Below are 14299 nucleotides of genomic sequence, written 5' to 3' on the forward strand. Positions count from 1 at the left end.
CTTCGACGGCGCATCGAACGAAGGCGAAAGACGCGTGCCTGTCTCCCTTCCCAAATCACTCGCCAAATCCCTCGCCCGCTGCGGCTTCGCCCTGGCGGCCGTTTTCATCGCGCCGACGGCGGCTTTCGCCGAAGGATTCCAGACCACGGCGCCGCGCGCCATACTGGTGGACGCCGGCACGCATACGGTGCTGCTGGAGAAATCCGCCGACGAATATGTGACGCCGGCCTCCACCGTGAAGATCATGACGGCGGAGGTCGTCTTCCACGAGATCGCCGAAGGACGGCTGAAGCTCGACGACGAATTCACCGTTTCCGAGCACGCCTGGCGCGCCGGCGGAGCGCCGGCCGGCGGCTCGGCCATGTTCCTCGCCGTCAACAGCAAGGCGCGGGTCGAGGATCTCATCCGCGGCCTGGTGATCGATTCCGGCAATGACGCGGCGATCACGCTCGCCGAGGGCGTCGCCGGATCGGAGGAGGCTTTCGTCGGCCGCATGAACAAGCGGGCCTCCGAGCTCGGCCTCACTCGGTCGATCTTCGGCAATCCCTGGGGGCAGGCCGGGCCGGACCAGAAGGTGACGCCGCGCGAGATGGTCCAGCTCTCCGCGCATATCATCAAGACCTATCCAGACCTCTATCGCTATTTCGGCGAGAAGGAGTTCACCTGGAACAAGATCAAGCAGCAGAATCGCAATCCGCTGCTCACCATGAGCATTGGCGCGGACGGGCTGAAGACGGGCAATATCGACGATTCCGGCTATGGCATGGTGGGCTCCGCCGTGCAGGACGACCGCCGCCTCATCGTCGCAGTCTATGGGCTGCGCACGGCAAAGGACCGCGCCGAGGAGGCGCGCAAGATACTGCAGTGGGGCTTCCGCAATTTCGAGGAGAAGTCGCTGTTCAAGGCCAATGAGACCATCGGCTCGGCCCAGGTCTATGGCGGAACCGCCGGCTCCGTGCCGCTGAGCGCGTCCAATGACGTGAAGGTGCTGCTGCAGCGCGGGGGCTCCGAGAAGCTCACCGGCAAGATCGTCTATGAAGGACCGCTGATCGCGCCGGTCGAGGCGGGGACCAAGGTCGCCAAGCTCGAGATCCGCCGCGGCTCGACCGTGGTGCTCGAGCAGCCGCTCGAAGCCGCCGAGACGATCGACAAGGGCTCGCTCGCCAGCCGCGCCTTCGACGCCGCCTATGAATACGCCGCCGGCGCCATTCACAACAAGCTGTCGAAGAAGCAATGAGCGTAGAGCCGCCGCTCGGCCCGGCGCGTGGGCAGGACAAGGGCCGCGCCGGCAAGTTCATAACGCTGGAGGGCGGCGAGGGAGCCGGCAAGTCGACGCAGATGCGCCGCTTGCAGGAACGCCTCGCGCAGAGGGGCATAGAGGCGATCGCAACGCGCGAGCCCGGCGGCTCGCCGCATGCCGAGGCGCTGCGCGAGGCGCTGCTCGGCGGCAAGGCGGCTTCGCTCGGCCCGCTCGGCGAGGCGATTTTGTTCTCGGCGGCGCGCATCGATCACCTCGACCGTCTGATCAAGCCGGCGCTCGCACGCGGCGCCTGGGTGATCTGCGACCGTTTCGCCGATTCAACCCGGGCCTATCAGGGCGCGCGCGGCGGCGTCGATCCGCGCCTCATCGCTTTGCTCGAGCGCGTCGCGCTGATGGGCTCGTCGCCCGATCTGACCATCATCCTCGATCTGCCGCCAGAGATCGGCCTCGAGCGCGCGCATCGGCGGCGTCCGCCGGACGAGGCGGCCGATCGCTTCGAGCGCGAGGGACTGGAGTTTCACCTCGGCCTGCGCCAGGCCTATCTCGACATAGCGACGAGCGAGCCCGGCCGCTGCTGCGTCGTCGACGCGCTGGCGCCCGAGCAGGAGGTGGCCGAGGCCATTTGGCATGTCGTCGAAGCGCGCTTTTTTCGGCCCGAGATCGTCATTCCCTTGAAGAGCGTGATGGCGTGAAGCGCGACGCCGAGGCTCCGCCGGAAAGCGATCGTTTCGCCGACTTTCCGCATCCCCGCGAGACCCACGCTCTGCTCGGCCATGACGGGGCCGAGAGCGAGCTGCTCGACGCCTTTCGCCGTGGCAAGCTGCCCCAGGCCATTCTCATCGGAGGGCCGGAGGGGATCGGCAAGGCGACGCTGGCCTGGCGGCTCGCGCGCTTCCTGCTGGCGCATCCCGACGCCGCCGCGCCCGAGGCGGCGAGCGCGCGGTCTCTGTTCGTCGCAGAGGAGAGCGTCGTCAGCCGACGCATAGCGGCGCTGGCGCTGCCCGATCTCTTCCTGCTGCGCCGCGAGTGGAACGAGAAGACCAAGAAGCATTTCACCGAAATCCGCATCGAGGATGTGCGGCGGCTGATCCATCTCTTTCACCAGAGCTCGGGCGAGGGCGGATGGCGCGTCGCCATCGTCGACAGCGTCGACGATCTCAACCGCTCCAGCGCCAATGCGCTGCTGAAGCTGATCGAGGAGCCGCCGGCGCGCTCGCTGTTTCTGCTGGTCGCGCATCAGCCGGGCCGCGTGCTGCCGACCATCCGCTCGCGCTGCCGCAAGCTCAATCTCGCGCCTTTGGCCGAGCCGGACGTCATCGCCGCGATTCGTGCGCTCGGCGCGCCCTTCGACGACGCGCCGCAGGAGACGCTCGCCGGCGCCGCGGCGGGGGCGGAAGGCTCGGTGCGCGAGGCGCTGCGCCTGCTGGACGGCGACGGCGTCGCTTTCGACACGTCGCTGCGGGCGATGTTCGCGCGCCTGCCGCAAGTGGATTGGCTCGCCGTTCATTCGCTCGCCGACCGGCTCGCCGGACGCGACAATGAGCAGGCCTATGAAACCTTCATGAGCGGGCTCTATCGCTTCCTCGATTCCACCGTGCGAACCAAAGCCCACGAAGGCGCGAGCGCGACGAGCCTCGCCCCCTACGCGCGCGCCTGGGAGCGCATCGGCGAAGCGGCGCGCGAGACGGAAGTGTTCAATTTCGACAAGCGCGGGCTCATTCTGCAGGTGTTCGCCGATCTCGAAGAGGCGGCGCGCCGATAGAGGCTTTGCGTGGACGTTATTCCGACCTCGAAAGGCTTCCCGCCGGTCTCCCGCGCCGACGCGCGCGTGCTGATCCTCGGTTCTTTGCCCGGGCAGGTCTCTCTGGCGCGCGTCCAATATTACGCGCAGCCGCGCAACGCCTTCTGGCCGATCATAGGGCGGCTGTTCGGCGTCGCGCCGGAGCTTCCCTATGAGGAGCGGCTCGCGCGGCTGACGGAGAGGGGCGTCGCTTTGTGGGACGTCTGCGCCCAAGGGCGGCGGCTGGGCAGCCTCGACCAGAAGATCGACGTCGCCAGCGTCGTCGTCAATGACATAGCCGGCTTTCTAGCGGCGCATCCGCAGACGGCCCTCGTCTGCCTCAATGGCGGCAAGGCGGGCGATCTCTATCGCCGGATGGTCGCGCCGACGCTCGCCGCATCAGCGCCGCCCAGCGTGATCTTGCCTTCGACCAGCCCGGCCCATGCGGCCATGAGCTTCGATCGCAAGCTCGAACATTGGCGAGCGGCGCTCGCGCAATTCGTCTAGTCAGGAATTTTGCTGCGCCGCACGCCTTCCGCTTCCCCGCCGCGGCAAAGCGCGCTAGACCCTTGCCCATGGCTGAACGTCCGACCTTCATGATCACCACCGCCATTCCTTACGCGAATGGCGCCCCGCATATCGGTCACGCCTATGAGCGCATCGCGACCGACGCTTTCGCGCGCTTCAAGCGGCTCGACGGCTTCGACGTGCTGTTCGTGACCGGAATGGACGAGCACGGCCAGAAGATGCAACGCACCGCCGAGCGCGACGGGCTGACCCCGCAGCAGCTCGCCGACCGCACGGCCGGCCAGTTCCAGACCATGGGCGAGACGCTGAACGCGCTCGCCGACGATGTCGTGCGCACGACGCAGCCGCGCCATGCGGAGGCGGCGCTCGAGATATGGAAGCGCATGGAGGCGGCGGGCGACATTTATCTCGCCAAATATTCCGGCTGGTATTCGGTGCGCGACGAGGCCTATTACGACGAAGGCGAGATCGCCGAGGTCGAGGGCAAGAAGCTCGCGCCGACCGGCACGCCGGTCGAATGGGTGGAGGAGGAGAGCTGGTTCTTCAAGCTCTCGTCCTATCAGGACAAGCTCCTCGCCCATTACGACGCGCATCCCGATTTCATCACGCCGGAGAAATATAAAAACGAGATCGTCTCCTTCGTGAAGCGCGGCCTCACCGATCTTTCGATCAGCCGCACCACTTTCGACTGGGGCGTTCCCGTCCCGCCGAAACCGCAGACCAATGCGCCGCATGTGATGTATGTGTGGGTGGACGCGCTCACCAATTACATCACCGCGACCGGCTTTCTGACCGGGGAGGGGGATCGCGCCCGCTTCTGGCCGGCGAACGCACATGTCATCGGCAAGGACATCACGCGCTTTCACGCGATCTATTGGCCGGCCTTTCTGATGTCGGCCGGCGTGGCTTTGCCGAAGCAGATCGTCGTGCACGGCTTTCTGTTCAGCCGCGGCGAGAAAATGTCGAAGTCGGTCGGCAATGTCATCGACCCGATCGATCTCGCGCAGCGCTATGGCGTCGATCAGCTGCGCTATTTCTTCCTGCGCGAGGTGCCATTCGGCCAGGACGGCAATTATTCGCATGAGGCGATCGTCAATCGCATCAACGCCGATCTCGCCAATGACCTCGGCAATCTGGCGCAGCGCTCTCTGTCGATGATCGCCAAGAATTGCGGCGGCGTCGTCCCGACCCCCGGCGAATTCACCGAGGCGGACCGCGCGCTGCTCGCCGACGCCTCCGCCGCGCTCGGCAAGGCGCGCGAGACGATGGACGCCTATGCGCCGCATCTGGCGCTGGCGGAGCTGTTCCGTGTCGTCGGGGACGCCAATCGCTATTTTGCCGGCGAGGAGCCCTGGGCCAAGAAGAAGACCGACCCCAAGCGCATGGAGACGATCCTCTATGTGACGGCGGAGGCGCTGCGGCGGCTCGCCATTCCGTTGCAGCCTTTCATTCCGGCCGCGGCCTCGGGCCTGCTCGATCTGCTCGCCGTTCCCGCCGATGCGCGCGATTTCGTCCATGCCGGCGAGGCGCATGCGCTGAGCCCGGGCGCGCCGCTGCCGGCGCCCGCGCCGGTCTTTCCGCGCTATGTGGAGGAGGGCGAGGCGCAAGGCGCCAAAGGCTGACGGGGAGACGCAGATGATACGGTCGCGAGCGAGCCTCATTTTGATGACGGCGACGGTCGCGGCCATGCTCTGCGCCGGCCCGTCGCGCGCCGACGCCTGGATCGCCTATCGCAACGCCCGCTTCGGCGCGACAGCCGATGTGCCAAAGGGCTGGACCATGGGCGAAGCGCCGGAGAATGACGACGGCCGCGTCTTCACCTCGCCAGACAAGCAGGCCGAGATCATCGTCTCTGGCGGCTATCGCGCCTTTCAGAAGGACCAGGAATTCGCGGACCGGCTCGCGCCCGGCGAGGGCGAGACCGTGACTTACGCCAAGAAGGGCAAGGATTGGGTCGTCGTCTCCGGCACGAAGGGCGACCGCATTTTCTATCGCCGCTCGCTACTCTCCTGCCGAGGCGAGATCTGGAACAATGTGTCGATCGAATATCCTGCGTCGCAGAAGAAGAAATTCGATGCGCTGGTGACGCGCGTCTCGCGCTCGCTGCGCGCCGGGCGCAGCGACGGCCTCGTCACCGGATGCTCGTGAGGGCGCTCGGTTGGTCGCAGACTTGCATCGCCGCCTGAACGAAGCGGAATCCTCCTCCGAATAGAATCGTTCCAATTCCCGGCCGGGCGCGTTAAGGGTTCGGCGCCGACACGCCGAGAGTTCAGGCCGAGCCCATGCTGATCGACACACATTGCCATCTCGACTTCCCCGATTTCGCTCCCGAGCAGGAGGAGGTCGTGGCGCGCGCACGGGCGCAGGGGGTCGCGCGTTTCGTCACCATCTCGACCCATGTCGAGAAATTCGCTGCGATCGCCGCCATAGCCGAGCGTTACGAGGATGTGTTCTGCACGGTCGGCACGCATCCCAACCACGCCCATGAGGAGCGCGAGGCGAGCGCCGGCGAGCTCGTCGAGCTGGCGCGCCACGAGAAATGCGTCGGCATAGGCGAGGCGGGGCTCGATTATCACTATGACAAAGCCCCGCGCGAGCTGGCGCATCGCGTCTTCCGCACCCATATCGCCGCCGCGCGCGAGAGCGGGCTGCCGCTCGTCATTCACTCACGCGACGCCGACGCCGATTGCGCCGAAATTCTGCGCGAGGAAATGGGGAAGGGGGCTTTCAAGGCCCTGCTCCATTGTTTCACCAGCTCGCGCGCGCTGGCCGAGACGGCTGTGGAGCTCGGGCTCTACATCTCCTTTTCCGGCGTGGTGACGTTCAAGAATTCCGGCGAGCTGCGCGAGATCGCCCGCGACGTGCCGCTGGAACGTCTGCTCGTGGAGACCGACGCGCCCTTCCTCGCGCCCGTCCCGCATCGCGGCAAGCGCAATGAGCCGGCCTATGTCGCCGATACGGCGCGCACGCTCGCCGCGGCCAAAGGCGTCTCCTTCGAGGAAATGGCGGCGCAGACGACGGCCAATGCGCTGGCGCTGTTCTCCAAAATGACGCCGATCGAGACACGGCGGGCGGCCGAATGAGCCTCGCCGTCACAATATTGGGCTGCGGCTCCTCTGGCGGCGTTCCGCGCGTCGGCCAGGGCTGGGGCGCCTGCGATCCCGCCAATCCGCGGAATCGCCGCCGACGCTGCTCGATATTGGCGACGCGAACCGAGGGCGACGCTCGGACCAATGTGCTGGTCGACACTTCGCCCGATCTGCGCGAGCAATTGATCGACGCGAAGGTCGACCATATCGACGCGATCCTCTTCACTCATCCGCACGCCGATCACACGCATGGCGTCGACGATGTGCGCGGCCTGGTGCTGGAGAGCGGCCGCCGCATTCCGGCCTATCTGGACGAGCCGACGGCGAAAATGCTGACGGATCGCTTCGATTACATCTTCAAGACGCCGCCCGGCAGCTATTATCCGCCGCTGCTCGACGAGCATCGCATCCATCTCGGCCGCGAGGTGACGGTGGAAGGTCCCGGCGGAACCATCGAAGCCATGCCGTTCCGGCTCGACCATGGCGATATGGACGCGCTCGGCTTTCGTATCGGCGGCCTGGCCTATACGCCGGACCTCAATTCCGTGCCGCAGGAGAGCTTCCGCCATCTCGAGGGGCTCGACGTCTGGATCATCGATGCGCTGCGTCACAAGCGCCACGGCACGCATCTCTCCGTCGGCGAGGCGCTGGAATGGGTCGCCCATTTCAAGCCGCGCCGCGCGATTCTGACCGATCTGCATGTCGATCTCGACTATGACGCGCTGGCCGCGACTCTGCCGGAGAATGTGACTCCGGCCTTCGACGGAATGCGGATCGAGCTGGGCTGAGCCGGGCGGCCAAAACAGCCGCATTATCCATGAACCGATCGAGCTGAGCCGCGCCGATATCGCGCGTGCTAATCTGCGCGCTGTCCGATCGCCGTCGCCGAGCCGCATTCCTGACTCGAGGCGAATGGATTTTAAGTTCCATAATATCGATTATGCGATTTTCATTTTTCCGATCTTCCATGATTTCAGACCATTGCGTGTCGAGCGTCCGGCCCCTCGCCTTCGAGGCCTCGCGCCGCTGCGGCGAGCCGAGCGCGGATGCGCGGCGTTCTTGCCGCGCTCGCGCCACTTTTCCGGGGTTCGATCACCATGTTCTCACCCTGTGATTCGTCGCATGGTGAGCGGCGGCCTCGGGTTTTTTCGAAAATGCTGGCGAATTCATCTAGCCAGACTGGGCCGCTTCCTGGTAAAAAGGCGATTGCGCGGGACTATATGGCATTCAACTGGCACACTTACGAACGCACCAAAACCGGCTCTCCGCGAGACGCCGGCGGACGCGTGCGTCGTCGGCGCTTTTGCGCCCGGCGAGAGGCCGTGCATGTGGCTATAGCGGTCTTTTGGCGGATGGCGGAGACGAGTACCAAGACATGAGCAGCAAAGGTCGAGACTTCCGGGGACCCAGAAAGCGTGGGTTCGACGACGACCCCCCATACGGCTATGACAGCCCGCGGCCCAGCCGGCCGCCGCGGTCGCCATTCGGCGGAGGTGGTGGATTTGGCGATGCGCCGCCCCCGTCCTCGAACGAGCCCGCGATCGACGCGGTCGTCAAATGGTTCAAGCCCGAAAAAGGCTTCGGCTTCGTGGAGCTCGGCAATGGCACGGGCGACGCGTTCCTGCATATCGGCGCCGTTCAGGCTGCGGGCTATGACGCCCTGCCGCCCGGAGCGAAGCTGAAGGTGCAGGTGTCGAGTTCGGTCAAGGGCCAGCAGGTCACTCGTGTGCTCGAGGTCGATCTTTCGACCGCGACCGCAGAGCGTCCGCGCAGCAGCAGCGGCGGCAGCGGCTTCGATCGGCCGCCACGTCGTCAGGCTCCCGATCCGTCGACGGCCGTGCCGGTCTCCGGCAAGGTCAAATGGTTCGACGAGACCAAGGGCTTCGGCTTCGTGCAGTCGAATGATGGCGGGAAGGACGTCTTCGTCCATATCTCGATCCTCGGTCCCTCCGGCGTCAATCATCTCGCCGAAGGCCAGCCCGTGACGATGCAGGTCGTCGACACGGCCAAGGGTCGCGAAGCGCTGTCGATCACGCTCGACTGAGGCTTTTAGAATCAGTGGGCCGCAAGTCGTTCCCGGCTTGCGGCTACGCGCCGAAAGGCGACGACGAACTCACCTCGGATGCGCAAGTCGGGTCCGAGGCGCTGTCGTTTGCAAGGCGTAATCTGGCCCCGGACCCTCGGATCGACTGCGGAGGGCGGTTAGACCAAGGGCGCAGTCGAGATCCGGCACTCATGTTAGAGCAAAGCGTTTCGGATTCCTCGCATTTTTTTCCGCGCCCTGCTGCGTCAAAACAACGCGTCGCTCACGCTTCTCGCCGCCCCTGCCGCCTCTTCGAGGTCCGCCGATGACGCAGGACGCGATCGCGCGCCTCCTCGGCATAATGGCGGCCTTGCGCACCCCCGGAACCGGCTGCCCTTGGGATCTCGAGCAGGACTTCGCCAGCATCGCTCCCTACACGCTCGAGGAGGCCTATGAGGTCGTCGACGCCATAGAGCGCGGCGATCTCGGCGATCTTCGCGACGAGCTCGGCGATCTGCTGCTGCAGGTGGTCTTTCACGCCCGATTAGCCGAGGAGGGCGGCGCTTTCGCCTTCGCCGATGTGGCAGAGGCGATCTCGGACAAGCTCATCCGCCGGCATCCGCATGTGTTCGGCGACAAATCCGCCGCCTCGGCGGATGACGTCGCCCTTCAATGGGCCGAGATCAAAGCGCAGGAGAAGAAGACCCGCGCCGAGCGCCGCGGCATAGAAGAGCCCGCCGGTCTGCTCGACGGCGTTCCGCCTGCCCTGCCCGCTCTGACGCGCGCGGTGAAGCTTCAGGAAAAAGCGGGAAAGGTCGGCTTCGATTGGGCCGACGCGCGTCTCGTACTGGAAAAAATCCGCGAGGAGACGCTGGAGGTGGAGGCGGAGCTGGGTGTCGGCGGCGCCCCGCATGCGCCCGCCGTCGTCGAGGAAATCGGCGATCTTCTGTTCGCCGTCGCCAATCTCGCCCGCCACGTCGGGGCCGACCCAGAGCAGGCGCTGCGCGGCGCCAACGCCAAATTCGAGCGGCGCTTCCGCTATATCGAGCGCGCGCTCGCGGAAAAGGGCAAGAGCCCGAAGCAATCGACGCTCGACGAGATGGAAGCGCTGTGGCAAGCCGCCAAAGCCGCCGAGCGGAAGTGAGTCCGGCGCGCCGAAGTCACTTCTCGAATTTCTCGAGGACCCAGGGCTCGGCGCGGCCGCTTTCCACCCATTCCCGATAGGCCGGCAGCGCCTCGATCGCGCGCATATAATCCTGCGCCGGCGGCGAGACGTCGAGCCGATAGGCCCTGAATCGGCAGACGACCGGCGCGAACATGGCGTCGGCGGCGGAGAATTCGCCGAAGAGAAATGGCCTCTGGCCGCCGAAACGCGCGCGCGCGTCGCGCCAGGCGGCGTCTATGCGCGCGATATCGGCGGCGGCCGCAGCGCTCGGCGCTGCGATGGCGCCGGGCGCGCGACGAAAATTGGTGGGATATTCGCTGCGCAGCGCGGTGAAGCCGGCATGCATCTCGGCCGAGAGCGAGCGCGCCAGAGCCCGCGCCGCCGGATCGCGCGGCCAGACCGGCAGATCGGGAAAGCGCTCGGCGATGAATTCGACAATGGCGAGCGATTCCCAGACGAGAATGTCGTCGGCGCGCAGCGCCGGAACCTTGCCGGCCGGCGAGAAGGCGAGGAGCTTTGCCTTGGAGTCCGCCTGATAGAGCGGAACCAATATTTCCTCGAATTCGATTCCGAGCTGCTTCAGCAGCAGCCAAGCGCGCAGCGACCAAGAGGAATAGCCCTTATTGCCGATGAGCAAGGCGAGCGGCATCGAAACATCCTCAATGAGCGGTCTGGGAAAACAGGCTCAGCACGACGACGCCGGCGATGATGAGGCCCATGCCGGCCATTTCCCCGGCGTTGAGCCGCTGATGGAAAGCGAACCAGGCGACGACGGCGATCAGCGCTTGGCCGACGCCGGACCATATCGCATAGGCGACGGCGACCGGAATGCTGCGCAGAGCGAGCGACAGTAGAAAAAACGACACGCCATAGCCGATGACGACGATGACCGACGGCAGCGGCTTGGAAAAAGCCTCGCTCGCCTTGAGCGCCGAGGTGCCGACCACCTCGGAGAGAATAGCGACGATCAGATAAATTCGATCCATGATGCGTTCCGCCGGTTCCAGCGCCTCGGGACTCGAGACGCGCCGAGAGGAGGAATTAGCGCGCGCGCCGCTTCGATGACGCCCGAGCGCGCACTTCCGCCTGCGGATAGCGGCGCGTGACCCCGTCAAATCGCTCCGGCGCGACGCGCACGATAAGCCGCGCGCGGCCGTCGGCTAGCGTCTGGCGATCCAGCACCTCCGTATGGGCGTGCAGCCAGGCGATGCCGGCGCCGTCGGCGGGATCGAGCTCGACCTCGAGCTGAATGCGCCCTTCGGCGAGACGCGTCTCAATGCGCTCGAGCAAAGCGTTGAGCCCCTCCCCGGTCAGCGCCGAGACGAGAGACGGCCGATCGACGTTCTTCTTTCCACGCGCGGCGATCTTCATCGCGGCGACGATCTCGTCGTCGAGCGCGTCGATCTTGTTCCACACTTCGAGAATGCGCGTTCCCGCCTCGCCGGACAGGCCGAGCTCGCTGAGAATGGATTCGACATCGGCGGCCTGCGCCTCCCAATCGGGATGCGAGACGTCGCGCACATGCAGGATCACATCGGCGAGCGTCACCTCCTCCAGCGTGGCGCGGAAGGCGGAGATCAGCATGGTCGGCAGATCGGAGATGAAGCCGACCGTATCGGAGAGCAGCACTTTGGCGCCATGCGGCAGGCGAATCTGGCGAAGCGTCGGATCGAGCGTCGCGAACAGCATGTCCTCGGCCAGCACGCCGGCCTTGGTCAGCCGGTTGAACAGCGTCGATTTGCCGGCGTTCGTGTAGCCGACCAGAGCGACGACGGGATAGGGAACCTCGCGCCGCTTCTTGCGATGCAGGCCGCGCGTGCGCTTGACCTGATCGAGGTCGCGCTCGATGCGCGCCATGCGCTCCTCGATCAGGCGGCGGTCCGTCTCGATCTGCGTCTCGCCGGGGCCGCCCAGAAAGCCGAAGCCGCCGCGCTGGCGCTCGAGATGGGTCCAGCTGCGCACGAGCCGTGATTTCTGATAGGCGAGATGGGCGAGCTCGACCTGCAGCGAGCCCTCCTTGGTGCGGGCGCGGCGGCCGAAAATCTCAAGGATCAGGCCTGTGCGGTCGATGACCTTTGCGCCCCAGGCCTTCTCGAGATTGCGCTGCTGAACAGGCGAGAGCTGGCAATCCATGGTGACGAGCTCGACCTCCGCGGCTTTCACCGTCTCGGCGATCTCCTCCACCTTGCCTTTGCCGAGATAGGTCGCCGGCCGCACATCATGCAGCGAGACGCCGATCTCTCCGACGATGTCGAGCTCGATCGCCTCGGCGAGACCGACGGCCTCCGCCAGCCGCGCGACGGGATCGCGCTCCGTCCCCTGCCCGGCTCCGCTCTCCGAAGCGCGCGACCGCGTGGGATAGGGGCCGACCACGAGCGCTTTCGTGGGCGCGCCGGCCGTCCGGTCCTCGGACGCTGATGCTTTTTCGTTCAACCTCACCTCGACCCGCCGAGCCGAGCGCCTCGGCGATTCGCCGCGCGTCTCGCCAGCCTTTTATAGTTCTCGCGCGGACTCCTACCAGAAAACGGAAAACGCCGCTTCTCGATGAATCCCCGCTCAGCGATGGCGCTCCGGCGGGCTCTGCTCGCCCTCCTCGCCCGGCTCGAACATATGGATCGGATGGCCGGGCATGATCGTCGAGATCGCATGCTTGTAGACGAGCTGGGAATGCCCATCGCGCCGCAGCAGGAGGCAGAAATTGTCGAACCAGGTCACGATGCCCTGCAATTTGACGCCATTGACCAGAAAAATCGTGAGCGGGACTTTGTTCTTCCGCACGTAATTCAAAAACGTATCTTGCAGATTCTGCGCGCGTTCGGAGGACATCGGCTATCCTGTTCTGTTCTTCGTTATCGGGGCGATTTGCGTCGCTCTTATCGGTCCATAGCCATCCGACAGCACATTAGAGCCCGCGTCGGCGCGATGCGCAAGACGCAACTCCCTCATGCGGCCAAAGGCCTCCCCTTACGGTCCTGTAACCCGCTGTTTCGACGAGTTTACGACGAGACGAAACGCATCAACTAGAGCCAAACCGCCGCAGAGCCAATAGGAAAATTTCGCAAGATCTTGTAACGGCGAGATTTGTCCGTCATTCGATGGCGAGCGACTTCAGCTTGCGATGGAGCGCCGATCTCTCCATTCCAATGAACTCGGCGGTTCGGGAAATATTGTTGCTGAAGCGATTGAGCTGGGCGATCAGATATTCTCTCTCGAACACTTCGCGCGCCTCGCGCAGCGGCAGGCTCATCAGCTTCTCGCCGCGCACGCCGGCCGGAGTGGCGGGAACGAGCTGGCCGATCTCGGACGGCAGCATCTCGGCGGAAATCTCCGCCGTCGCGTCGCCGGCGGTCAGAATCATCAGCCGCTCCACATTGTTGCGCAGCTGGCGGATATTGCCGGGCCAATCGTGCAATTGCATCACAGCGAGCGCGTCCTCGCTGATCTTGCGGCGCGGCATGCCGGAAGTCGCCGAGACCTGCTCCATGAAATATTCGATGAGCTCGGGGATATCCTCGCGCCGCTCGGCGAGCGAGGGGATACGAATCGGCACCACCGACAGGCGATGGAAGAGGTCCTCGCGCAGCGCGCCCTCCTCTATCGCCGAGGCGAGATCGCGCGCCGAGGAGGAGATGATCCGCACATCGACCTCGACGCGCGCCGTTCCGCCGACCCGCTGAAAATTCTGCTCGACCAGGACGCGCAAAATCTTCGCCTGCGTGTCCTTCGGCATGTCGGCGATCTCGTCGAGGAAGAGCGTGCCGCCATGGGCCTCCTCCAGCGCGCCGATCTTGCGCACGCCCTCGCCGCCCTCGCTGCCGAACAGCTCGATTTCCATATTCTCCGGCGTGATCGTCGCCGCATTGATGACGACGAAGGGACCGGCGGCGCGTTGCGAGGCCGCGTGAATGCAGCGCGCCGCGAGCTCCTTGCCGGAGCCCGGCTGGCCGGTAATGAGCACGCGCGAATTCACCGGCGCGACGCGGGCGATCACCTGTTGCAGCTGATGCGCCGGAAAGGAGCTGCCGACGATGCGGTCCGAGGCGCCGGCGCGCTGGCGCAGCGCACTCACCTCGCGGCGCAGATGCGAGGCCTCGAGCGCGCGCTCGGCGACGAGCACGAGACGATCCGCCTTGAAGGGCTTCTCTATGAAATCATAGGCGCCGAGCTTTATGGCGCTGACCGCGGTCTCGATATTGCCGTGGCCGGAAATCATCACCACCGGCAGGTCTTTGTGCTGCTTCTGGACGATCTCCAGCACCTGCATGCCGTCGAGGCGCGAGCCCTGCAGCCAGATATCGAGGAAGACGAGATGCGGGCGGCGCTGCTCGATCGCGGCCAGCGCGCCATCGGCGTCCTTGGCGGTGCGCACGCCATGGCCCTCGTCGCCGAGAATGCCGGCGACGAGCTCTCGGATGTCTTCTTCATCGTCGACGATGAGAATGTCGCTGACCAT

15 protein-coding genes are annotated in these 14299 nt (G+C 65.6%); 10 read left to right on the forward strand and 5 right to left on the reverse strand.

The annotated features are described in order from the left end of the window. Positions 1 to 34 precede the first annotated feature (34 nt). The 10 genes from ACT53T_RS07750 (at position 35) to mazG (ending at position 9825) form a co-directional block, all read left to right on the forward strand. On the forward strand, positions 35 to 1237 hold the full coding sequence (locus ACT53T_RS07750) for a D-alanyl-D-alanine carboxypeptidase family protein (RefSeq protein WP_400767814.1): 1203 nt from the start codon (positions 35 to 37) through the stop codon (positions 1235 to 1237). After that, positions 1234 to 1953, forward strand: a complete 720-nt coding sequence (tmk, locus tag ACT53T_RS07755; RefSeq protein WP_018265387.1) for a dTMP kinase — start codon at positions 1234 to 1236, stop codon at positions 1951 to 1953. Before ACT53T_RS07750 ends, tmk begins: the two co-directional genes overlap by 4 nt. Next, on the forward strand, positions 1950 to 3023 hold the full coding sequence (locus ACT53T_RS07760) for a DNA polymerase III subunit delta' (RefSeq protein WP_476160784.1): 1074 nt from the start codon (positions 1950 to 1952) through the stop codon (positions 3021 to 3023). Before tmk ends, ACT53T_RS07760 begins: the two co-directional genes overlap by 4 nt. Positions 3024 to 3032: 9 nt before the next feature. Beyond that, entirely contained in the window at positions 3033 to 3548 is a 516-nt protein-coding gene (locus ACT53T_RS07765) for a DNA-deoxyinosine glycosylase (RefSeq protein ID WP_476160785.1), read from the forward strand. Positions 3549 to 3616: 68 nt separating this feature from the next. Further along, complete coding sequence (gene metG / locus ACT53T_RS07770) at positions 3617 to 5191, forward strand: methionine--tRNA ligase (protein WP_476160786.1); 1575 nt, start codon at positions 3617 to 3619, stop codon at positions 5189 to 5191. A 13-nt stretch (positions 5192 to 5204) separates the two neighbouring features. Continuing rightward, positions 5205 to 5717: a hypothetical protein gene (locus tag ACT53T_RS07775; RefSeq protein WP_400767803.1), complete on the forward strand. Its 513-nt coding sequence runs from the start codon at positions 5205 to 5207 to the stop codon at positions 5715 to 5717. A 134-nt stretch (positions 5718 to 5851) separates the two neighbouring features. Next, positions 5852 to 6652, forward strand: a complete 801-nt coding sequence (locus tag ACT53T_RS07780) for a TatD family hydrolase (protein ID WP_400767802.1) — start codon at positions 5852 to 5854, stop codon at positions 6650 to 6652. Further along, positions 6649 to 7446 carry an MBL fold metallo-hydrolase gene (locus ACT53T_RS07785; RefSeq protein ID WP_476160787.1) on the forward strand — a complete coding sequence of 266 codons (798 nt, stop codon included), beginning with the start codon at positions 6649 to 6651 and terminating at the stop codon, positions 7444 to 7446. Before ACT53T_RS07780 ends, ACT53T_RS07785 begins: the two co-directional genes overlap by 4 nt. 587 nt (positions 7447 to 8033) lie before the next feature. Then, on the forward strand, positions 8034 to 8702 hold the full coding sequence (locus ACT53T_RS07790) for a cold-shock protein (RefSeq protein ID WP_400767798.1): 669 nt from the start codon (positions 8034 to 8036) through the stop codon (positions 8700 to 8702). 304 nt (positions 8703 to 9006) lie between these two features. Continuing rightward, positions 9007 to 9825 carry a nucleoside triphosphate pyrophosphohydrolase gene (gene mazG, locus ACT53T_RS07795; RefSeq protein WP_476160788.1) on the forward strand — a complete coding sequence of 273 codons (819 nt, stop codon included), beginning with the start codon at positions 9007 to 9009 and terminating at the stop codon, positions 9823 to 9825. A gap of 16 nt (positions 9826 to 9841) precedes the next feature. Here the strand turns inward: mazG and ACT53T_RS07800 are convergent, their stop codons facing one another. The 5 genes from ACT53T_RS07800 to ntrX all read right to left on the reverse strand — a co-directional run bounded on the left by ACT53T_RS07800 (position 9842) and on the right by ntrX (position 14299). Then, entirely contained in the window at positions 9842 to 10495 is a 654-nt protein-coding gene (locus tag ACT53T_RS07800; protein WP_476160789.1) for a glutathione S-transferase family protein, read from the reverse strand. A 10-nt stretch (positions 10496 to 10505) separates the two neighbouring features. Then, entirely contained in the window at positions 10506 to 10832 is a 327-nt protein-coding gene (locus tag ACT53T_RS07805; RefSeq protein WP_018265373.1) for a DMT family transporter, read from the reverse strand. 55 nt (positions 10833 to 10887) lie between these two features. After that, a complete protein-coding gene (gene hflX / locus ACT53T_RS07810) occupies positions 10888 to 12279 on the reverse strand; it encodes a GTPase HflX (protein WP_476160790.1) in 1392 nt (463 codons plus the stop codon). Between the two features lie 123 nt (positions 12280 to 12402). Next, complete coding sequence (hfq, locus tag ACT53T_RS07815; RefSeq protein ID WP_018265371.1) at positions 12403 to 12672, reverse strand: RNA chaperone Hfq; 270 nt, start codon at positions 12670 to 12672, stop codon at positions 12403 to 12405. A gap of 262 nt (positions 12673 to 12934) precedes the next feature. Next, positions 12935 to 14299 (reverse strand): nitrogen assimilation response regulator NtrX, encoded by a 1365-nt coding sequence (gene ntrX / locus ACT53T_RS07820; RefSeq protein WP_476160831.1) that lies wholly within the window; start codon positions 14297 to 14299, stop codon positions 12935 to 12937.

Source organism: Methylosinus sp. DMC45, from assembly GCF_056313885.1.

Coding starts and splice junctions, on each gene's coding strand:
- tmk (WP_018265387.1), top strand. CDS start 1,234: ATGAGCGTAGAGCCGCCGCTCGGCCCGGCGCGTGGGCAGGACAAGGGC.
- metG (WP_476160786.1), top strand. CDS start 3,617: ATGGCTGAACGTCCGACCTTCATGATCACCACCGCCATTCCTTACGCG.
- ACT53T_RS07775 (WP_400767803.1), top strand. CDS start 5,205: ATGATACGGTCGCGAGCGAGCCTCATTTTGATGACGGCGACGGTCGCG.
- ACT53T_RS07780 (WP_400767802.1), top strand. CDS start 5,852: ATGCTGATCGACACACATTGCCATCTCGACTTCCCCGATTTCGCTCCC.
- ACT53T_RS07785 (WP_476160787.1), top strand. CDS start 6,649: ATGAGCCTCGCCGTCACAATATTGGGCTGCGGCTCCTCTGGCGGCGTT.
- ACT53T_RS07790 (WP_400767798.1), top strand. CDS start 8,034: ATGAGCAGCAAAGGTCGAGACTTCCGGGGACCCAGAAAGCGTGGGTTC.
- mazG (WP_476160788.1), top strand. CDS start 9,007: ATGACGCAGGACGCGATCGCGCGCCTCCTCGGCATAATGGCGGCCTTG.
- ACT53T_RS07800 (WP_476160789.1), bottom strand. CDS start 10,495: ATGCCGCTCGCCTTGCTCATCGGCAATAAGGGCTATTCCTCTTGGTCG.
- ACT53T_RS07805 (WP_018265373.1), bottom strand. CDS start 10,832: ATGGATCGAATTTATCTGATCGTCGCTATTCTCTCCGAGGTGGTCGGC.
- hfq (WP_018265371.1), bottom strand. CDS start 12,672: ATGTCCTCCGAACGCGCGCAGAATCTGCAAGATACGTTTTTGAATTAC.
- ntrX (WP_476160831.1), bottom strand. CDS start 14,299: ATGGTCAGCGACATTCTCATCGTCGACGATGAAGAAGACATCCGAGAG.